Raw genomic sequence first — 20,635 nt, forward strand, 5'->3', positions numbered from 1 at the left:
TCAGCTGTCCTCGAGTTCCGCTTCCGCCGGCGTCACCACATAGGTTTCCGAACAGAATTCGCAGGTGACGGTGATGACCCCGTCATCGCCCACCATGTCGCGGCGATCCTCATCGGGAAAGCCGCGAAGCATGCCCAGGATGCGATCGCGCGAGCAGGTGCATTCCTCGCGGACTGGCTGGGTCTCGAACACGCGCACGCCCCGTTCATGGAACAGCCGGTAGAGCAGGTCTTCGCTGGAGATCATCGGGTCGATCAGTTCGTGATCCTCGATGGTGCCGGCAAGGATCTGGGCCTCGTTCCAGCCCTCGTCCTCTTCCGTCTCCGGAAGCTCGATGCCGTCCGGCACATCGCCCGGCGGGAGGTCACGGCGAACGCTCTCGCCTGCCGCCGGCAGGAACTGCACGAGAAAACCGCCCGCCCGCCATTTCAGGCCGCGCTCCTCCTCGTTCGCCTCGAACGCCTCGGCAACGGCGAGCCGCACAAATGTCGGGATCTGCTCCGACTGCTGGAAATATTCGTGCGCCGCGGCTTCGAGGCCCTCGCCTGCAAGCGGAACGATGCCCTGGTAGCGGTTCATGTCGCCGCCCGGATCCACCGTCATCGCAAGGTGGCCCTTGCCGAGCAGATCCACGCCCGCCTCGGCGTCGGCGGCCACGCGGTCCGCATCGAAGCGGGCATAGGCGCGCATGCTGTCGGGGGCGCGGAAATCCACCACCACCATGTCCAGGGCGCCGTCGGTCTTTGTCTGAAGCTGGAAGCGGCCCTCGATCTTGAGAGACGTGCCAAGCAGCACGGTGAGGGCAACCGCTTCACCGAGGATCTTGGACACGGGCGCGGGATAATCATGCCGCGCCAGCACGGCATGAATGGTCGGCCCGAGGCGCACGACACGGCCGCGCACGTCGAGGCCTTCGACCTGGAATGGAAGAACGTTATCGTCGGGAATTTCAGAGATCATGTGATGTCTTGGCTCGGACGTCAGGCCCGGAGCGCGTCGAAACACCAGGCAAGGACGCCTTTCTGGGCGTGGAGACGATTTTCCGCTTCGTCGTATACGGCGGATTGCGGACCGTCGATGATCTCATCGGTGACTTCCTCGCCCCGATGAGCCGGCAGGCAATGCAGGAATATGGCATCGGCCTTCGCGGATTTCATCAGGTCGGCATTCACCTGGTACGGGCACAGCAGTTCGAGACGACGCTCGCGGTCGCTGTCGCCCATCGAAACCCAGGAATCCGTGATGACGCAATCGCTGCCGTCGACCGCCTCGCGAGGGTCGTTGGTAAGGCTGATCTGCGCGCCTTCTCGCCGGGCTGCAGCGAGCAGCACGTCCGCCGGAGCCAGTTCGGCAGGAGTGGCAATCTTCATGGCGAAGCCGAGCTTGGCCGAAGCGTGAACCCAGGACGCCAGCACATTGTTGCTGTCGCCGGTCCAGGCAATCGTCCTCCCCTCGATGGGACCAGAGCGCTCCTCAAAGGTCATGATGTCGGCCAGCACCTGGCAGGGGTGCGATTTCTTGGTCAGGCCGTTGATCACCGGCACGCCCGCATAGCGCGCCAGTTCGCTGACCAGATCGTGGCTCAAGGCGCGGATCATGATGGCGTCGACGAAGCGGGACAGCACGCGCGCGGTGTCGCAGATCGCCTCGCGCTCGCCGAGCTCGATCTCCTTGCCCGTCACCATGATGGGCGAGCCACCGAGATCGTTGATGCCGACCTCAAAGGACATGCGGGTGCGCAGCGACGGCTGCTCGAAGACGAGCGCGATGTTCTTGCCCGCGAGAATGCGGTCTTCCGCTGCCCCGCGACGCGCCTTCATGGCTTTGGCGGAGGCGAGGATGGCGCGCAGATCCGCGCCGGAAAGATCCGAAATGTCCAGGAAGTGCCGAACGGCGCTCACGTGAGATGATCCTATTCTGCTGCGCTGCGCCCCTGAGCGAGAGCGGTTTCGACTTCGGTGAGGGCTGCATCCAATGCGCCGATGGCGCTATCGATGTCCTCGGCGGTGATGGTGAGCGGCGGAAGAAGGCGCACCACATTGTCTCCCGCCGGCACTGTCAGCACATGCTGGCGCAGCAGCGCGCCCACCAGTTCGGCCGGCGGTACGTGGCAGCGCACGCCCAGCATCAGCCCCTCGCCCCGGATCTCGGCCACGACGCCGCGATGGCGGTCGGCAAGCTCGGCGAGCTTCTGCTTCAGGACCAAGCCCTTCTGCGCCACGTCGGCGAGGAAGCCATCCTCCAGCAGCACATCCATCACCGCGTTGCCGACGGCCATCGCGAGCGGATTGCCGCCGAAAGTGCTGCCGTGCGCGCCAGCTGTCATGCCGGCAGCGGCCCTGTCCGTGGCCAGGCACGCGCCGAGCGGGAAGCCGCCGCCGATGCCCTTGGCCAGGGTCATGATGTCCGGCTCGACGCCGGTTCCCTGATGGGCGAACAGGTGGCCTGTCCGGCCCATGCCGCTCTGCACCTCGTCGAAGATCAGCAGAAGATCGTTGGCGTCGCAGATCTCGCGCAGGAACCGCAGGAAGGACGGTGCCACCGGCTTGACGCCGCTCTCGCCCTGAATCGGCTCGATGATGATGGCCGCGGTTTCAGGGCCGATCGCGGCTTTCAGCTGCGCTTCGTTCCCGACATCCACATGATCGAAACCCTCGACCGCAGGACCGAAGCCCTCCAGATGCTTGGGGCTTCCGCCGGCCGCGATGGTGGCAAGCGTGCGGCCATGGAAGGCGCCGTTGAAGGCGATGACGCGCCAGCGCTCCGGCCGGCCGGACGCGCTCTGGAACTTGCGCGCCATCTTCAGCGCGGCCTCATTGGCCTCGGCGCCGGAATTCGCAAAAAACACCACGTCCGCAAAGCTGTTGGCGCACAGGCGCGAGGCCAGGCGTTCACCCTCGGGAATACGGTAGAGATTCGAGGTGTGCCACAGCTTCGCCGCCTGCTGCTGCAGGGCCTCGACAAGATGGGGATGTGCGTGGCCAAGCGCGTTGACAGCGATGCCCGCGCCGAAATCCAGATAGCGCTCGCCCGTGTCGGCCACGAGCCACGACCCCTCGCCTCGCTCGAAGGAGAGGTCCGTGCGTGCGAAGACGGGAAGAAGGGCGGAGCGGTCGGTCACAGGCAGCCTCCACAATGAGGTGTGGCCAGAAAAACGCAAAGGCGCCGCCTCGTGAAGGCAGCACCTCTGATACGGGAGATTTTAAGCCCCCCGGGAACGCTGTCAATTGCTGCTATCTCGCCGTAGCGCGTTGATTTCACTGAAGCCGGTTCAGCGTGCGGAGGAGTTTTCCCGGGGTTCATTGGGGAAAACGTCGCGTTCCCCTTTCGGACTCTTGCAGCCGAGTCAGCCCCTATAGTAGTTTAGATCTCGTTAAGCACGACATCTCGTGCACCTCGTATCAATCGAACACTACAAACAGTGTATCGGTTCCTGTGCTGGCATATAGCCGGGGGCCGCGCCGCTTGGATTCCGCCTGATGAAGGCGCTTAGGGAGTGACGCGATGAACTGGACAGAAGAGCGGGTTGAACTGCTGAAGAAACTCTGGGCGGACGGGCTGAGCGCCAGCCAGATCGCTGCAGAGCTTGGCGGCGGCGTCACCCGCAATGCCGTCATCGGCAAGGTTCACCGGCTCGGCCTGTCCGGCCGCGTCAAGGCCGTAGCCTCGGCTGCCCCGCGTCCGCGCAAGCCGCGGGCACCGTCCCATCCCTCCGCCACACTCTACCGGGTGCAGGGCAATGCAGCTCTCGCCGCTGTGCCGGCCCCGTCGGCTGAGGTCGATCGCATGCCGGAAGTGGCCGTGCGCCCCCGCCTCGAGGCCGTCTCGTGCGAGCGGGTCACCATCATGGATCTTCGCGAGTGCATGTGCCGCTGGCCGATCGGCGACCCCGGCCGCGACGACTTCCGCTTCTGCGGCACCCGCGCCGACCCGGCGACCCCGTATTGCAACTACCACTCCGCCATGGCCTACCAGCCCACAACGGATCGCCGCCGCCGCAACGCGGCCTGACATCCCCGTAACGAATGAAAATGGCCGCCCCAGAGGCGGCCTTTTTCATTGCATGCGCCGAGAGATCAGTTCGGGCGCGAGAACGTCTCGTCAAAGGAATAGCCGGAACCGCGCACGGTCCGGATCGGATCAGGACGACGACCCTTGTTGATCGACTTGCGCAGGCGGCCGACATGGACGTCCACGGTGCGCTCGTCGATGTAGACGTCGTGCCCCCACACACCGTCCAGCAATTGCTCGCGCGAGAAGACGCGGCCGGGCGTCTGCATCAGGAATTCGAGCAGGCGGAACTCGGTCGGCCCCAGATCCACCTCGCGGCCGGAGCGGCGGACGCGGCGCGTGTCGCGGTCGAGCTCGATATCGCCGGCCTTCAGCTGCGAGGCCACCTGCGCCGGGTTGGAGCGCCGCAGAAGGCTGCGGACGCGCGCCACCAGTTCCGGCACGGAGAACGGCTTCACCACGTAATCGTCGGCACCGGTGGCAAGGCCGCGCACGCGCTCGGCCTCCTCGCCACGCGCCGTCAGCATGATGATCGGCAGCAGTTCCGTTTCGGGCCGGGCGCGCAGGCGGCGGCACAGCTCGATGCCGGAAAGGCCGGGCAACATCCAGTCGAGGAGGAGCAGATCGGGCGCCCGCTCGCGAAGCCGGGTCTCGGCCTCGTCGCCGCGAGCGACGTTCTCGACCTCATAGCCTTCGGCTTCCAGATTGTAGCGGAGGAGCAGCGTCAGCGGCTCCTCGTCCTCCACAATCATCACACGTGCGACCATGATTACCGGCCTTCGGCGTAGGTCAGGGTGGTCATGCTCGTGAGGTCGCCCTTCGGACGCTCATCGGCCAGGACCTCGCCGTGAACCAGATAGTGGATCGTCTCGGCGATGTTGGTCGCGTGGTCGCCGATGCGCTCGATGTTCTTGGCGCAGAACAGGAGATGCGTGCAGAAGCCGATATTGCGCGGATCTTCCATCATATAGGTCAGCAGTTCGCGGAACAGCGAGGTGTAGATCGCGTCGATCTCGCCGTCCTGCCTCCAGACCTCCATGGCGCTCGCAGCATCGCGCCGCGAATAGGCGTCGAGAACGTCCTTCAGCTGCGAGATCACCAACTCGCTCATATGGTCGACACCACCCGCCAGCTTCGGCGGCTGCAACTGCCCTTCCAGCGCCATGACGCGCTTGGCGATGTTCTTCGCAAGGTCGCCGATGCGCTCCAGATCGTTGGAAACGCGCAGGGCGGCCACGATCTCGCGAAGGTCCACTGCCATGGGCTGGCGCCGGGCGATGGTGAGCACCGCCTTCTCCTCAACCTCATGCTGCAGGGCGTCGATCGCCTTGTCGGTGGCAATGACGCTCTGCGCCAGACCGACATCGCGGTCCAGAAGCGCAGTGATGGAATCTGCGACAAGCTTCTCCGAGAGACCGCCCATCTCCGCGATCATCTCGCTGAGCGACTTCAGGTCTTCGTCGAACTGCTTCGCGGTGTGATCGTTCATAGCGCCGCCAATCCTTCTCGTGGGGTCTCATAAGTTCCCAGGGTGACGGTTGAATGACAGCTTGCAAGCGTCATTCGTCTGCCACGCGCGCGCCTGTACGGCGCAACATCTTGGCCATGGGACGAGGCATAGAGGTTTCCAGCGCGACCGTGAAGCGCGCGCCCTCACCCGGGCTCTCGATGACGAGGCGTCCGCGATGGCGGGCAAGGATGTGCTTCACGATGGCGAGCCCCAGCCCCGTTCCGCCCTTGTCACGGCTCTTGCCCACATCGATCCGGTAGAAGCGCTCCGTCAGCCGGGGCACGTGCTCCGCAGGGATGCCAGGGCCGAAGTCACGTACGATGACCTGCGCCTCCTGCTTCGATCCCGGAGCTGGTTGACTGACCGTCACCTCCACGCGCCCGCCGGACTGGCCGTATTTGATGCCGTTCTCCACAAGGTTCTCGACGACACGGATCAACTCGTCGCGGTCTCCGGGAACCGTGACGGGTTCAGGCGGCATGTGAGGGATGAGTTGCACGCTGCGTTCGGCGGCCAGGGGGGACAAGCTGTCCAGCACCGTGCGCACCACCTCGACGAGGTCGATCGGGTCCACCGGGCGCATATGCTGTTTCTGTTCGATGCGTGACAGCGACAGAAGGTCATCGATCAGGCGCGACATGCGCCCGGCCTGGGCGCGCATGATCTCCAGGAAGCGGGCACGTGCCTCGACGTCGTTCTTTGCCGGACCCTGAAGGGTTTCGATGAAGCCGAGGATAGCGGCGAGCGGGGTGCGGAGCTCGTGGCTGGCATTGGCCACGAAATCCACCCGCATCCGCTCGGCACGGCGCAGATGGGTGAGATCGTGCAGGACCAGCAGCACATTATCGGGCACCCCGCCCTCGCCTGTCCGCAGGCGCACGGGCCCGATGCGCGCCTCGATCCAGCGATCGACGGGCACCCTGTCGGCGTATTCGACGAGGCGGCCCGGCTCTCCTGCCCCGACGGCACGAATAGCGTCGAGGATCTCGGGCACCCGCAGCGAGAACGAGATGGGATCGCCGGCCCGCAGATTGGCGAAAGCTTCCCGCGCAGGGGGATTGGCTTCCAGAACGGTCCCGCGTTCCGTGAGCAGGATCGCGGGTTCCGTGAGAGCTTCCAGCAGGGCACGCACCGGCAGTTCACGGGCCGCGGCGGTCTCGCTGCTGGTGCGCTCCCGCGTCTCGGCCGCGCCGGGCACGAGAGCGAGGCCCGCGGTGATCGCCAACAAAGCCGCGCCGGCGAGCAAAGGCGAAAGATCGTCGGCGACGCACAGCAAGGCGAGCACGAGCGCGAAACCCGCGAGCGGCATCATCGCCGCGCGGATTCTCTGAACAGCGGCACTTTGTGCGTTCACCGCATCCATCCAGCGCGTCACACCCTGTTCGCTCATGCAGCCTCCCGTGAAAAGGAAGCGCATGACCTCATGACAGAGCCATGACCATCTGTATCCTGCGGCGCGGTGACGCGAAAGCGTGATCGGTCACATCCACGCCCGACTTGCAGGGCAAGCCATGGCACTGTCGTCAGGCGGTGTTATCGTCGGCCGCGCCGTCAGGTCCAAAACGGCACAGCCATTGCTTCGCGTCCCCAGTGTCCCAGCCCGCAGGTGCCTCATGCTCGAAAAGCGTCACGAATCTTCGAAGGTCAGCGAGCACGACGCCGCAACCGAGGACATGGTGAGCGAGGCGAAGAGCGCGATCATCAGCAAGATGACGCTTTCGGTCGGCAAGGACCCGGCATTCGCGACGGATTACGACTGGTTCCTGGCCTGCGCGCTGGCGGCCCGTGACCGGGCAACCCTGCGCTTCCTCGAAGGAAAGCGGGTCACGGCCTCCGATGGGAAGAAGCGGGTCTACTATCTCTCGCTCGAATTCCTCATCGGCCGGCAATTGACGGATGTGCTCTCCAATCTGAGCCTCCTCGATGTGTTCCGGGCGGCGTTGGAAGACCTCGGCGTGGACTACGAGCGCGTGCGGTCGGCAGAGCCGGACGCGGCGCTTGGCAATGGCGGCCTAGGACGCCTCGCCGCCTGCTTCATGGAAAGCATGGCCACATTGGGCATCCCTGCCTACGGATATGGCATCCGCTACGACCACGGCCTCTTCCGGCAGGTCATCTATGACGGCTGGCAGGAGGAATATCCGGAAGATTGGCTGTCATTCGGCACGCCCTGGGAATTCCTGCGCACCGACGTTGTCTTCAATGTTGGCTTCGGCGGCTCGGTTGAGACCTATGTGACGCCGGCCGGCATCACCCGCTACACATGGCATCCCGGCGAGGTGGTCCATGCCGTGTCCTACGACACCCCCATGGTCGGGTGGCGCGGGCGAAGCGTCAATCCGCTGCGGCTGTGGTCGGCCCGCGCCGTAGACCCGCTGCGGCTGGAGCTTTTCAACCGCGGTGATTTCGCCGGCGCCTCCTCGGACCAAGCGCGGGCCGAAGCGATCTCGAAGTTCCTCTACCCCAGCGACGAAACCCCTTCCGGGCAGGAACTGCGCCTGCGGCAGGAATATTTCTTCGTCTCTGCCTCGCTTCAGGACCTGCTGAGCCGCCACCGGCGCATCTATGGCGACCTGCATTCGCTGCCGGAGCGCGCTGCCATCCAGCTCAACGACACCCACCCGGCCGTGGCCATCGCCGAGATGATGAGGCTGCTGCTGGACGAGCATGGCCTGCCCTGGAACGAGGCATGGGCCATAACATCCGCCACATTCTCCTACACCAACCACACGCTTCTTCCGGAAGCGCTTGAGACCTGGCCGCTGGCCGTGTTCGAGCGGTTGCTGCCCCGTCACCTGCAGATCATCTACTTCATCAACAACCTGCATCTCGAAGCGGCGAAGAAGGCCTTCCCGGAGGAGCCCGAGCTTCTGCGTTCCGTCTCGATCATCGATGAGCGCGATGGCCGCAAGGTTCGCATGGGGCAACTGGCCTTCGTGGGCTCGCACGCCATCAACGGCGTGTCGGCTCTCCACACCGACCTGATGCGCAAGACCACCTTCCGCGACCTGAACCGCATCTATCCCGACCGTATCCAGAACAAGACCAACGGCATCACCTTCCGCCGTTGGCTTCACCAGTCCAACCCCGGATTGACCGCGATCCTCAAAGAGGTCTGCGGCGCCGAGGTCGTGGACAATCCGGAAGTCATCGAACGGCTTGCCGCACATGCAGGCGACAGTGCGCTCCAGGATCGGATCCGGGCGGTCAAGCTCGCCAACAAGACGGCGCTCGCAAAGGTCATCGCCGAGCGCACGGGTGTCCGCGTCGATCCGGCCGCCCTGTTCGACGTGCAGATCAAGCGGATGCACGAATACAAGCGCCAGCTCCTGAACTTGCTGGAGACGGCTGCCCTCTACGATGCAATCCGCGCCAACCCCGATGCCGACTGGACGCCTAGGGTCAAGATCATGGCGGGCAAGGCGGCTGCCTCCTACGTGAACGCCAAGTTCATCATCAAGCTCGCCAACGACATCGCCCAGGTCGTCAACAACGATCCCGCGGTGCGAGACCTGCTCAAGGTGGTGTTCCTGCCGAACTACAATGTCAGCCTCGCGGAGGTCATCATCCCGGCGGCTGATCTGTCCGAGCAGATCTCCACGGCCGGCATGGAGGCGTCCGGCACCGGCAACATGAAGCTGGCCCTCAATGGCGCCCTGACCATCGGCACCCTGGACGGCGCCAATATCGAGATCCGCGACAATGTCGGCAACGACAACATCTTCATCTTCGGCTTGACCACCGATGAAGTCAGCTACCGGCGCGAGCGCGGCATCACTGCAGGACAGGCCATCGCGGCCTCGCCCATGCTCGCGGGCGTGTTGAACGCCGTGTCCGGTGGCCGCTTCTCGCCGGACGATCCGGGCCGCTTCGTGCAGTTGATCGACGGCTTGCGCGGTGCGGACCGCTACATGGTGACGGATGATTTCGACAGCTATTACGCGGCCCAGCGCCGGGTGGATGCCTGCTGGAACAGCGGCGAGCCGTGGACACGCTCGGCGATCATCAACATCGCGAACATGGCGTGGTTCTCCTCGGACAGAACCATCGCGGAATACGCGCGCGAGATCTGGAACGTCCCGGTAGACCTCTGAAGCCTATGGGTGCCCGCGATGCGGGCACCCGCCACGTCAACGGTCGCGATTGGCCACGAAATGCGCGGCGGCGCGCAGAACCTCTGCGCGCTCCCCGAAACCGGCCAGGGCCGCGTCGGCTTCGCTGACCAGTTGGGCCAACCGTGCCCGTGCGGCTTCCTTGCCCCACAGGCGCACCAATGTTCCCTTGCCCTTGGCGGCGTCCTTGCCGGTGGCCTTCCCGACGACAGCCGCATCGGCCTCCTCGTCCAGCAGGTCGTCCGCAATCTGGAAAGCCTGACCGAGCGTGCGGCCATAGGTGGCGAGCGCCGCGCGCTGTCCTGCATCGGCACCGCCCAGAATCGCGCCCATCTCCACTGACGCCAGCAGAAGGGCACCCGTTTTCATGGCCTGCAGGCGCAGGATTTCCGTGTCGGTAAGATCGAGCGGCCGCCCGGTGTCGGCAAACCGCCCCTCGGCCTCGAGATCGAGGAACTGGCCCCCGACCATACCGCCCAGACCCGCTGCGCGCGCCAGCACCTTCACCAGTTCCACGCGCACCGCCGGGTCTGCCGAAGTGGGCTCGTCCGCCAGCACGTCGAAGGCATAGGTCAGCAGCGCGTCGCCTGCGAGGATGGCGGTGGCCTCGTCGAACTTGCGATGGGTGGTGGGCTGGCCGCGGCGCAACTCGTCATCGTCCATGGCCGGCAGGTCGTCATGGACGAGGCTGTAGCAGTGCACGAACTCCATGGCCGCAGCCGCGCGAAATACACCTTGTCCCGATGCGCCGAAAAGCCGGGCGCTTTCCACCACCAGGAACGGACGCAGCCTCTTGCCGCCGGCCAGCGCCGCATAGCGCATGCTCTCGACCACGCGTGCCGGACGCAGGGTCTCGCCTTCCAGGGCATCGCTTCCCAGCAGGTCCATCAGGACGGCATCGACATCCCGAACGGCGGCGGACAGGTACGCCGAAAACTCAGAAGGTTTCACCAGTACTGCCTTTCTTAGAGAAGAAGCCCAATGCTAGACACATTTGGGCAGCATGGACGGCACGCGAGTGCAAGGCTCGTGGCCGGACCCGTGCGCTGTCAAACCCTGGCAGCCCCGTAAGGCCGATCCCTGTGCCGCTGGCGGAGTATCCCAAATGAACAAGACGAGCGAGCGCATTTTCACGCGTTGCGCCGAGATATGCACCCGGCACCGTTGGACCGTCGTGATCATATCGGTGGTTCTGACAGCGCTCGCGGCCTATGCGTCGACGTTCATGACGGTGAACACCAGCACCGACGGGGTTCTCTCCAACAGCCTGCGCTTCCGACAGGTCGAGGAGCAGTACCGCAAGTCCTTCCCGAAGGAAGAGGCCATCCTCGCCATCGTGGACGCGGCCACTCCGGCGGACGCGGACAGCGCTGCTCAAAACCTTGCCGTCAGGCTCCGTGCCCGACCGGAACTGTTCAGCGATGTTCGCCAGCCCGGCACGCAGCCCTTCTTCACGCAGAACGGTCTCCTCTATCTTCCGGAAGAGCAACTGAACGGGCTCCTTCAGCCCATCGAGAACGCAGCGGGTCCGCTCCAGCTCTTCGCCGCCGATGCAAGCTTGAGGTCCCTCGCCCAGATGATTGCCGATCCGCAGGGCGGATCGGGACAGGCGGACAGCGCCGAGGCGGCGCGGCTTTTCCGGGAGTTGGGCACCACGGCTTCCGCCCGGGCATCGGGTGATCAGGACAAGCAGGCGAACTGGGTCGATGTGTTCGGCATCAAGCGGCCCGAGGGCCGCCCGGGAACACGCCGCTTCGTGCTGACGAAGCCTGTGCTGGACAATGCCTCCATGGACCGCGGCGGCCCGGCCATCGAAGCGCTGCATGAGGAGATCGCAGGCCTCAAGGGTGAGGAAGCCAAGGGAGTCGAAGTCCAGATCACCGGCGACCCCGTGCTGCGCCGTCAGGAACTGCACGACGCCTTCGCAGGGGCCAGCACCGCGTCCGTCCTCTCGCTCATCCTTGTCGCCATCAGCCTTGTGCTCGGCGTGCGCTCCGGTCGCCTGATCTTCGTGTTGATGGTGACGCTGCTGCTCGGCGGCATCCTGACGACGGGTCTGGCCGCATTGGTGGTGGGACGGCTGAACCTCATCTCCATCGCCTTCATGGTGCTGTTCATCGGCCTCGGCGTCGACTTCGGCACCCATCTCGGCCTGAGATTCATGGAGGAGCACAAGAAGGGGCTGCCCTTCGAGAAGGCCATGGGCAACGCCATGGTCGGCGAAGGTCCGGCGATCGGCCTCAGCACGCTGTGCGCCATCGTGGCCTTCCTGTCCTTCGTGCCGACCTCCTACACGGGTCTCGCCGAATTCGGCATCATCTCGGCGCTCGGCATGGTGGTGGCATTCATCACCACCTTCACGCTTCAGCCGGCGCTCATGGCCTTGCTGCCGCCGAAGACCCCCAAGAAGCGGATGCCCGAGTTCGGCATCGGCAACTGGATCCGGCTGCACCACATGGGCATCCTCATCGTTGCCGGCGTGGTGACCTTGGCCGGGCTTTATGCGGCGAGCTTCGCCCGCGTGGACACCAATCCGCTGAACCTGCAGGACCCGAGGGCAGAGCCGGTCGTCGCCTATCGCAGCCTCGCCGATAATCCGCAGACCTCGCCCTACAGCATCAATGTCGTTGCCAAGGACGTCGAGACGGCAAGGCAGGAACGCAGCAAGCTCGCCGCTTTGCCCGGCGTCGCGCATGTTATGACGGCCGAGGACTTCCTGCCGACCGGTCAGGAGCCCAAGCTCGCCCTCGTCACTGCGACGAAGTCCGCGCTTGGCCCGGCCTTCTTCAACCCGCAGGTCGCTCCGGCTCCCGACGAGGCAGAACTGAGGGCAGCCTTCCTGCAACTCCGTGAAGCCTCGAGCCGCATCGTGGACAGCGCTCCGGAAGGGTCGGACATTCGCGCGGCGGCGACCAGTTTCCGCGACGGTCTGGCCGAATTCGAGCAGAAGCGGGGAACGGATGCGGCAGCGCTCGCCGATCTCCAGAAGGGCCTCATCGGCTCCCTGCCGCAGATCGTCTCCAATCTGCGCGAGCGGCTGGCGGACCTGAAGCCGCTGGCGGTCACCGACCTGCCGCCGGACGTCCGGCGCGACTGGATCAACGACGCCGGTGAGTTCCGGCTTCAGGTGCAGCCTGCCGGCAATGTCGCGTCTCCGGAAGGCTTCGAGACCTTCTCTCAGACCGTGCAGAGCGTCGCGCCCGATGCGTCCGGTGTTCCGATCAGCGTGCATGAGGCCGGCGAGGCCATCACCATCTCGTTCGGAGAGGCGATCCTCTACACCACGCTGGCGATTGGCCTGATCGTCATCGCGCTTCGCCGCCGCGTCTCCGATGTGGTGCTGGTGCTGGCCCCGCTGGCCGTCGCCTCCATCTGGACGGTCGCCTGCTCGGCCCTGCTGGACCTGCCGTTCAACTTCGCGAACGTCATCGTCATCCCCCTGCTGATCGGGCTGGGGGTGGCCGGCAGCATCCACATCGTGGTGCGCGCTCGCGAACTGGAGCACGAACGTACGGAGACGGGAGAAATCCCAGACGTGCTCGACACCTCCACCTCGCTTGCCGTGCTGGTGGCGCAGTTGAACACCGTCGCCGCCTTCGCGACCTTGATCGTCTCGCATCATCGCGGCCTCTACAGCATGGGCATGCTGCTGGGCCTCTCGATCCTGCTGGTCGTGATCGTCTCCCTCGTGGTGCTCCCTGCCGCATTGATCGCGATCAACCGGTGGAAGCACCGCCGCCACGCTGGCGCGCAGGCCTGAAAAGGGGCATCTGACGTCCGAACACGGATGGGTGACAGGATGGCCAAGGTTCTGGTGACGGGAGGTGCCGGCTTCGTAGGCCGGCATCTCGTCGAACGTCTGCACGCGCGCGGAGACACGGTGCGCGTGCTCGATGTGGCGGCTCCAGCGCAGAGGCTGCCCGGCGTCGACTACATCACCGGGTCGATCCTGGATGCCCGGGAGGCGGCGGCCGCGCTCGAAGGCGTCGAGCGCCTCTACCATATCGCCGGCATTGCCCATCTCTACGCGGAGCCGATCTCCCGCTTCGACGACATAAACCGGCGTGGCACGGAGATCGTGCTTGGCGAGGCCGTGAAGGCGGGCACCCCGCGCATCCTGCACTGCTCGACGGAATCGATCCTGCTGCCCCCGCGCTCGGGAGGCACGCCCCGGCCTGTCAACGAGACGAACCCGCCCAGCATGGCGGACATGCCGGGCCCCTACACCCGCTCGAAGCTGGCCGGCGAGCAGATCGCCCTGCAGCATGCACGTGACGGCGCCGATCTCGTCGTGGTGAACCCGACCGTCCCGATCGGCCACGGCGACGAGAACATGACGCCGCCGGCGATGATGCTGGACCTGTTCCTCAGCGGCGGCTCGCCGATGTTCCTGGACTGCAATCTGAACTTCGTGGACGTGCGCGATGTTGCCGACGGCATCATGCTGGCTGCCGACAAGGGACGCGCGGGCGAGCGCTACATCCTGGGCGGTGAGAACGTCGCCCTGCGCGATCTGCTGCGCCGGCTCGAAGTGATGTCCGGGCGACCAATGCCCAAGCGCACCGTGCCGGCCGGCATAGCCCTGGCAGCAGGCGTGGTCTCCGAGTGGTTCTCGCGCAAGGTTTCCGGCAAGACCCCTGCCGCCACTCGAGAAGGGGTGTTGCTCGCATTGCGCTCGGCACCGTTCGACAGCTCGAAGGCGCGCACGGAACTGGGTTATCAGCCCCGCCCTATCGAGGAGGCGCTGCGGACCGAGATCGAATGGCTGCTCCAGCGCAACGGCGGGAAAGCCACCGTTCGGGAACGCTCCGCCTAGCTTTCGCCAAGAAACTTTGGCTAGATCGTCGTCAAAGCCTCAGGGAACAAAGTCATGAAGCTCTCGATCGCTCTGGCGGCTGCCCTTTTCGTGGCCGCATCCGCGCCTGCCCTTGCCGGGACTGTCTTGATCAACATCAGCGGCATCGCCGTTGGACAGGGAAGCGTGAAGGTCGCGATCTGTGACACCGGGTTGGCCGAGGAGGGATGCCCCATCTCGGCGTCCCAGCCGGCCATCGCGCCGAGCCAGCAATTCGTGTTCGAAGACGTACCGACCGGCAGCTATGCCTTTGTCGGCTACCAGGACCTGAACAACAACGGCTCGCCGGACAAGAACTTCCTCGGCATTCCCAAGGAACCGATCGCCCTGAGCAACGGTGCGTGGGAAAAGCTCGTTCCCACCTTTGGCGATGCACAGATGCCCATCTATGAGGGTGCCGCCAACCGCATCCCCCTGACGCTGAAGATCTTCGGCGGCGGCAAGAAGGCCGCATCCGCCCAATAATCATGCGCGGCTTCCGGGCAACAACTTCCGGCAGCATTTGGGGAGCGAGCTGCCGCGACTCGACGGCGCAGCGCTTTCCGTGCGATAAACCAGCACTATTTTGCGTTCTAAGCCAGCATTGGTGGTCTCTAAGCGGGTCTTCGATGTCGGCATGAGGCGGCCCGATGCGGGTCATGCCGCCTCACCCCACTTTCCGGTGGCTGGACTGGCGGCGGCGGCTCATCGAGCGGTCCGGCCTCCGTTCAGCCCTTCGGCTAAGTGATCTGGAACTGGAAGCCGGCAGTCACGACTTCCCGTTCGAAATGCCGCATCGGCGCCGGCTTCTGCTGTGTGTCTGCGGTCTAGGGCTGGCTCGGCATGGTCGCCAACCAGCAGGTAAAAGTTGCGCTGGCGCGCGTTCGTCAAAGGAGCCGTGTGTGGGCATCCCCGTTAAGCAGATCATCGACGTCGGCAGCTACGTCCTCAAGAAGGAACTGTCGGGCGCAAAGCGTTATCCGCTCGTTCTGATGATGGAACCCCTGTTCCGCTGCAATCTGGCCTGTGCCGGTTGCGGCAAGATCGACTATCCGGATGACATCCTGAACAAGCGCATCTCCTACGAGGATGCGATGGAAGCAGTGGACGAATGCGGTGCGCCCGTCGTCGTCATCGCCGGCGGCGAGCCGCTGATCCACAAGGAGCTTCCGCAGATCGTGCGCGGCATCATGGCGAAGAAGAAGTACGCCATCGTCTGCACCAACGCGATCCTGCTCGAGAAGAAGATGGATGAGTACGAGCCCAGCCCGTACTTCACCTGGTCCATCCATCTCGACGGCGACAAGGAGATGCACGACAGCTCCGTGTGCCGGAACGGCATCTACGACAAGGCCGTCTCTGCGCTGAAGGAAGCCAAGCGCCGCGGCTTCCGCGTCACCATCAACTGCACCTTCTTCCAGAACGCCGACCCCGACCGGATCGCCCTGTTCTTCGATCAGGTGACGGAAATGGGCGTCGACGGCATCACCGTGTCGCCCGGCTATGCCTATGAGCGCGCGCCCGACCAGAAGCACTTCCTGAACCGCCAGACGACCAAGAACATCTTCAGAAAGGTGTTCAGCCAGGCCAAGGGCAAGGGTTGGCAGTTCAACCAGTCCACGATGTTCCTGGACTTCCTGGCCGGCAACCAGAACTACAAGTGCACGCCCTGGGGCAACCCGACGCGCACCGTGTTCGGCTGGCAGAAGCCCTGCTACCTGCTCGGCGAAGGTTACGCAAAGACCTTCAAGGAGCTGATGGAAGACACGAACTGGGACAATTACGGCGTCGGCAATTACGAGAAGTGCGCTGACTGCATGGTCCATTCCGGCTTTGAAGCCTCTGCCGTGCGCGACACCATCCGCCGTCCCTGGAAGGCTGCCATGGTCTCGATGTTCGGTGTGAAGACCACCGGGCCGATGGCTCCGGAAATCCCGCTGACCAATCAGCGCCCGGCCGAATATGTGTTCTCGCGCAACGTCGCGGCGCAGCTCGACCAGATCCGCCAGAACAACAAGTCCACCACCGTGGACACCGAGGATCATCAGGACCTTCTGCGCACGCCGGAGCCCGCCTCCGTACCGTCGAACGGCCTTGGCGCCAGCGGTCAGGACAAGGTCTCAAGCGCAGCCTGATCCTGCTGTTGCGAATAAAAAAAGCCCGGTCATGTGCCGGGCTTTTTCTTTTGGAGGGTGATCAATCAGGCGAAGAGCGGCGCCCAGTTCAACGGCACGCATCCCAGCGACTTGAAGGCGCGGGAAGCATCGCGGCTAAGCCGGATCAGATCGACGATCTGTCCGGGCTGGCGGGCAAGGCTGCCGAATACCCCTGCGAGAGATATTGCACCGTCCGGCTTCAGCGCCGACGTCACCAGCGGCGGCAGGCCCCGGGTTGCCGGATCGCACACGACGCGGATGGCCGCGAAGGGCAGACCGTGCCGGGCCGCGTATTCGGCGGCGATGTGCGATTCCATGTCGACCGCGGCCGCGCCATGCATCTCGTAGGCAACGCGCTTCGAGGAGGCATCCACGAGCGCCAGATCGACGCCCGCGAGCGGTGCCTGTACGACCCGTAGCCGGGGATCCACCTGCAGCGCCCTGTGCAATGTTGCGAGCAGGCTGCTGTCGGCCACCCATTCCGCGGCGTCCGCGGTTACCTTGGTGGCCAGCACGATGTCACCCGGGTTCAGATCGGGATCGAGGCCACCGGCGACGCCAAAGCTGACGACCGCCCGACAGGCGGGCGCGGGCCGTTCCCTCAAGATCTCGCGCAGCCGGGCCGGCGCCCCCCCGCTGCAGATCGTCTCGACCGACGATCCGGTGGCGATGCGCGCCTCGCGCGCAACACCGGTCACAACAAGGACCGGCGGCAGCTGTGCTACCACCCGGTCCCCGATCACGTCACATACCGTAGGCGACATGCCCGCTATTGCCCCTCTTCAGGTTGCGGTAGCGCGCCATCGCCCAAAGCGGGAAGAATTTAGCGTAGCCGTGATAGCGCAGGTAGAAGACACGCGGAAAACCTCCGCCTGTAAACGTGTCTTCCGGCCACAGGCCATCATCTCGCTGGTTCTGTGCCAGCCAGGCCACACCTCGGGCCACGGCGGGGCTGTCGTTCTCGCCGGCAGCCTGGAGGGCCAGCACGGCCCATGCTGTCTGGGACGCAGCCGATGGAGCCGGCTCGTAACCGCGATAATCCAGCTTGTAGCTGTCGCAGTCCTCGCCCCAGCCGCCATCGGGGTTCTGGATGCTCAACAGCCAGTTCACCGCGCGCCGCATCGGCTCAGAATCGTGAGGCAGTCCGGCGGCGTTGAGCGCGCACATCACCGACCACGTGCCATAGACGTAATTCACGCCCCAGCGCCCGAACCAGGAGCCATCGGCTTCCTGTTCCTTGAGCAGGTAGTCGACGCCCCGCTTCATCGAGGTGCTGGTCTCCACCGTCTCGCCGAGCTGCGCGAGCATGGACACGCAACGCGCCGACACATCGGCCGTCGGCGGATCCAGCAGCGCGCCGTGATCGGCGAAGGGGATGTGGTTCAGGTAGTGGTGCGTGTTGTCGGCGTCGAAGGCGCCCCAGCCGCCATCCTTGCTCTGCAGCCCCTCCACCCATTCCCGGGCGCGGGCGATCGCGGGATCGAACTGGACCCTCGACGGATCGGTGGCGCGCGCCTTGGCGCGATCCATGCCCATCACCACGACAGCGGTGTCGTCGAGGTCCGGATAATGCGCGTTGGCGTATTGGAAGGCCCACCCGCCGGGGCGCACATCGGGGCGCGCTTCCGCCCAATCGCCCTGCACGTCGAGCACCTGGTGCGGCGTCAGCCAGTTCAGAGCGTCCTCCGCCGCACGATCAGCTTCTTCGCTGCCGACCTCCAGCAAGGCGTGGCTCGCAAGCGCGGTGTCCCAGATGGGGGACAGGCAGGGCTGGCAATAGGCCTCGTCTTCCTTAACGACGAGCAGCTTCTCGATGGAGTGCCGGGCAATGACGACGCGCGGATCATCCGCCGGAACGCCCAGCACGTCATACATCTCGAGCGCGTTCACCATGGCCGGGAAAATGGCGCCAAGGCCGTCCTCGCCATTCAGGCGCTCGTCCACGAATTCGACGGCCTTCGCGATGGCCTTTTCCTGGCTGTTCTTCGGGAAATGCGGCTCCGCAATCTTCAGGGCCACATCGAGACCGCCAAAGAAGCGCTTCCAGAACGGGCTCTGGTGCTCGCCGCCGTTCTGCCAGGTCTTCACCTCTTCCGGAGGCACCACGAACAGTTCGCGGATGTTTACGCCGAGCGGGTTCTTGGCCAGCGGCTTGAGGGTTTGCAGCACGAGCAGCGGCACGATGACCGTGCGCGCCCAATACGACACCTTGCTGAGGTGGAACGGAAACCACTTCGGCAGCAGCATGATCTCGACCGGCATGGTCGGCACGGCGCGCCATGGCACCTGGCCATACAGCGCAAGCAGGATCTTGGTGAAAACGTTCGCCTTGGCGGCGCCGCCATAGGCCAGGATCGCCTCGCGCGCAGCGACCATGTGGGGCGCATCGATGTCGTCGCCGATCATCTTCAGCGCGAAATAGGCCTTCACGCTGGCGCTGATGTTGAACTCGCCATTGTGGAACAGCGGCCAGCCGTGATGCGCGCCCTGAATGCGGCGCAGATAGACGCCGATCTTGCGCTCCAGCTCGGCATCGACCGGCTCGGCCCGGAAGTGGCGCATCAGCACATATTCAGCCGGGATCGTCGCATCCGCCTCGAGCTCGAAGCAGAAATGGCCGCCATCCTTGCGGTGCGCGAGCAATCCTTCCGTGGCGGATGCGATGCTCCCCTCCAGCGCCTCCAGAGGGATAGCTTCGTCCTGCCGCAACGGTGACAAATCGTTCAACGTCTCTCTCCTCAGGCCGCCTGCCGGGCCTGTGTTCCGTTCTCCATGATGGCCTTTGCCGCAGCAAAGCCTGAACGCACCGCTCCTTCCATGCAAGCCGGCAGGCCGGTGGCCGTCCAGTCGCCCGCGAGGAACAGGTTGTCGTAGCGGGTCTTCGCGCCAGGACGCTTCACAGCCTCGCTCGGAATGGCTGCGAAAGTAGCGCGCCGCTCGCGGTTGATCTGCCACGGCGGCAGGTCCGACGGCAGGCCGGTGACCTGCGAGATTTCCTTCCACACCTTCTGCGCCAGTTCCTCGCGCGGATGGTTCATCAGCTCGTCGGCGGAGCTGATGGTGACGGACAGGTGATTCTCGTAGGCGAACAGCCATTCGGAGAGGCTGTTGACGAGCCCGAGATACATCGGATGACCGGCGGGCGGCGCGATCTTGAAGTGCAGGTTGACGATGGCGCGGAACTTCTCCGGCGTCACGAGCCCGGGCACATAGGCCTTCGCCACCACGGGCGGCGCGGCCAGCAGGACGAGGTCGCCCGCGGCGATCTCCACCCGTTCCTCACCGAAATCGAGCGCCGTGGCGCGCTCGCCCTCATACTCGATGGCGCGCAGGGTGCGTCCATAGCTGAAGGTGCCGCCGCGCTTCGTCAGATAGGCGATCGCGGGATCGATATAGGCAGAGGACATGCCCTTATGCGCGATGAGCGGACGGCACGCCGCGCCGCCGCCGCCGAAGGTCTCGCGGAACAGCGTGATCGCCATCTTGGCGTCGGCTTCGCTTGGCTCCACGTTCAGGGCCGCCAGCATCACGGGCCGCCACAGCCGCTCGTAGAGCGAGGAATTGCAATCCATCACCTCGCCGACCGTCTTGCCCTGCTGTCTGGCGGCGCGCAGAAGGCCGAGGGGAGCAAGGTAGTCGAGAGGCCCGGTATTCGGCACGCGGCGATTGGCGTTGAACACCCACCACGGCACGCGGCTGGCATTGGGACGCAGCGTCCAGCGCTCGCCGCTGCGCAGATCGGCAAACGGGATCTCGGCCGGTGCCTGCGTCATCTCCTTCAGGCCGTCGATGCGCTTGAGGTAGCTGACGGCTGCATGGTTGCCGGAGAGCAGAAGATGGCTGCCATTGTCCACGGTGATGCCGAGCACGGTGTCCACGAAGGAGCGGCAGCGGCCGCCGGCCGCCTTGGCCGCCTCGTAGAAGCGCACGCTGTAGCCGGCATCGACCAGATCGACAGCCGCCGACAGTCCGCCCAAACCCGCACCGACAATGTGAACCGTTCCCGGCATGC

At 65.0% G+C, this 20,635-nt stretch carries 16 protein-coding genes; 6 read left to right on the forward strand and 10 right to left on the reverse strand.

Going from position 1 to position 20,635, the window contains the following annotated elements; genetic code table 11:
- Genes SCD90_RS00095 through SCD90_RS00105 form a run of 3 tightly spaced genes read right to left on the reverse strand, consistent with a single transcriptional unit; the run spans nt 1 to nt 3,121 of the window.
- The gene (locus SCD90_RS00095) at nt 1–960 is read right to left on the reverse strand and encodes an Hsp33 family molecular chaperone (protein ID WP_319842581.1); all 960 of its coding nucleotides are present in this window, start codon (nt 958–960) and stop codon (nt 1–3) included.
- Nucleotides 961–980: 20 nt separating this feature from the next.
- On the reverse strand, nt 981–1,901 hold the full coding sequence (gene argF / locus SCD90_RS00100) for an ornithine carbamoyltransferase (protein WP_319842582.1): 921 nt from the start codon (nt 1,899–1,901) through the stop codon (nt 981–983).
- Between the two features lie 11 nt (nt 1,902–1,912).
- Nucleotides 1,913–3,121 carry an aspartate aminotransferase family protein gene (locus SCD90_RS00105; protein WP_319842583.1) on the reverse strand — a complete coding sequence of 403 codons (1,209 nt, stop codon included), beginning with the start codon at nt 3,119–3,121 and terminating at the stop codon, nt 1,913–1,915.
- 383 nt (nt 3,122–3,504) lie between these two features.
- Between SCD90_RS00105 and SCD90_RS00110 the strand changes: the two genes are divergently transcribed.
- Entirely contained in the window at nt 3,505–4,011 is a 507-nt protein-coding gene (locus tag SCD90_RS00110; protein WP_319842584.1) for a GcrA family cell cycle regulator, read from the forward strand.
- Between the two features lie 65 nt (nt 4,012–4,076).
- Here the strand turns inward: SCD90_RS00110 and phoB are convergent, their stop codons facing one another.
- The 3 genes from phoB to SCD90_RS00125 form a co-directional block, all read right to left on the reverse strand.
- Nucleotides 4,077–4,778 (reverse strand): phosphate regulon transcriptional regulator PhoB, encoded by a 702-nt coding sequence (gene phoB, locus SCD90_RS00115; protein WP_319842585.1) that lies wholly within the window; start codon nt 4,776–4,778, stop codon nt 4,077–4,079.
- A 2-nt stretch (nt 4,779–4,780) separates the two neighbouring features.
- The gene (phoU, locus tag SCD90_RS00120; RefSeq protein ID WP_319842586.1) at nt 4,781–5,500 is read right to left on the reverse strand and encodes a phosphate signaling complex protein PhoU; all 720 of its coding nucleotides are present in this window, start codon (nt 5,498–5,500) and stop codon (nt 4,781–4,783) included.
- A gap of 70 nt (nt 5,501–5,570) precedes the next feature.
- Nucleotides 5,571–6,911, reverse strand: a complete 1,341-nt coding sequence (locus tag SCD90_RS00125; protein ID WP_319842587.1) for an ATP-binding protein — start codon at nt 6,909–6,911, stop codon at nt 5,571–5,573.
- Between the two features lie 223 nt (nt 6,912–7,134).
- On the opposite strand from SCD90_RS00125, the gene SCD90_RS00130 reads away from it, so the two are divergent.
- Nucleotides 7,135–9,615: a glycogen/starch/alpha-glucan phosphorylase gene (locus tag SCD90_RS00130; RefSeq protein ID WP_425265616.1), complete on the forward strand. Its 2,481-nt coding sequence runs from the start codon at nt 7,135–7,137 to the stop codon at nt 9,613–9,615.
- Between the two features lie 36 nt (nt 9,616–9,651).
- On the opposite strand, the gene SCD90_RS00135 is transcribed toward SCD90_RS00130, so the two are convergent.
- The gene (locus SCD90_RS00135; protein ID WP_425265617.1) at nt 9,652–10,584 is read right to left on the reverse strand and encodes a polyprenyl synthetase family protein; all 933 of its coding nucleotides are present in this window, start codon (nt 10,582–10,584) and stop codon (nt 9,652–9,654) included.
- 154 nt (nt 10,585–10,738) lie between these two features.
- On the opposite strand from SCD90_RS00135, the gene SCD90_RS00140 reads away from it, so the two are divergent.
- From SCD90_RS00140 to hpnH, 4 genes are all read left to right on the forward strand, one after another.
- Nucleotides 10,739–13,393 (forward strand): MMPL family transporter, encoded by a 2,655-nt coding sequence (locus SCD90_RS00140; RefSeq protein WP_319842588.1) that lies wholly within the window; start codon nt 10,739–10,741, stop codon nt 13,391–13,393.
- A gap of 39 nt (nt 13,394–13,432) precedes the next feature.
- Nucleotides 13,433–14,449, forward strand: coding sequence for an NAD-dependent epimerase/dehydratase family protein (locus tag SCD90_RS00145; RefSeq protein ID WP_319842589.1), 1,017 nt, complete (start codon nt 13,433–13,435; stop codon nt 14,447–14,449).
- Between the two features lie 54 nt (nt 14,450–14,503).
- Nucleotides 14,504–14,953, forward strand: coding sequence for a DUF2141 domain-containing protein (locus SCD90_RS00150; RefSeq protein WP_319842590.1), 450 nt, complete (start codon nt 14,504–14,506; stop codon nt 14,951–14,953).
- A 416-nt stretch (nt 14,954–15,369) separates the two neighbouring features.
- Nucleotides 15,370–16,602, forward strand: a complete 1,233-nt coding sequence (hpnH, locus tag SCD90_RS00155) for an adenosyl-hopene transferase HpnH (protein WP_319842591.1) — start codon at nt 15,370–15,372, stop codon at nt 16,600–16,602.
- Nucleotides 16,603–16,667: 65 nt separating this feature from the next.
- Here hpnH and SCD90_RS00160 read toward each other — a convergent pair whose 3' ends face one another.
- From SCD90_RS00160 to hpnE, 3 genes are read right to left on the reverse strand one after another with little or no spacing between them, the layout of a single operon-like run.
- Nucleotides 16,668–17,351: a phosphorylase gene (locus SCD90_RS00160; RefSeq protein WP_319842592.1), complete on the reverse strand. Its 684-nt coding sequence runs from the start codon at nt 17,349–17,351 to the stop codon at nt 16,668–16,670.
- A gap of 16 nt (nt 17,352–17,367) precedes the next feature.
- The gene (shc, locus tag SCD90_RS00165) at nt 17,368–19,350 is read right to left on the reverse strand and encodes a squalene--hopene cyclase (RefSeq protein WP_319842593.1); all 1,983 of its coding nucleotides are present in this window, start codon (nt 19,348–19,350) and stop codon (nt 17,368–17,370) included.
- A gap of 11 nt (nt 19,351–19,361) precedes the next feature.
- A complete protein-coding gene (hpnE, locus tag SCD90_RS00170; RefSeq protein WP_319842594.1) occupies nt 19,362–20,633 on the reverse strand; it encodes a hydroxysqualene dehydroxylase HpnE in 1,272 nt (423 codons plus the stop codon).
- Nucleotides 20,634–20,635 lie beyond the last annotated feature (2 nt).

It is taken from the genome of Terrihabitans rhizophilus (assembly GCF_033898525.1).
Taxonomy (GTDB): Bacteria; Pseudomonadota; Alphaproteobacteria; order Rhizobiales; family Methylopilaceae; genus Flaviflagellibacter; species Flaviflagellibacter rhizophilus.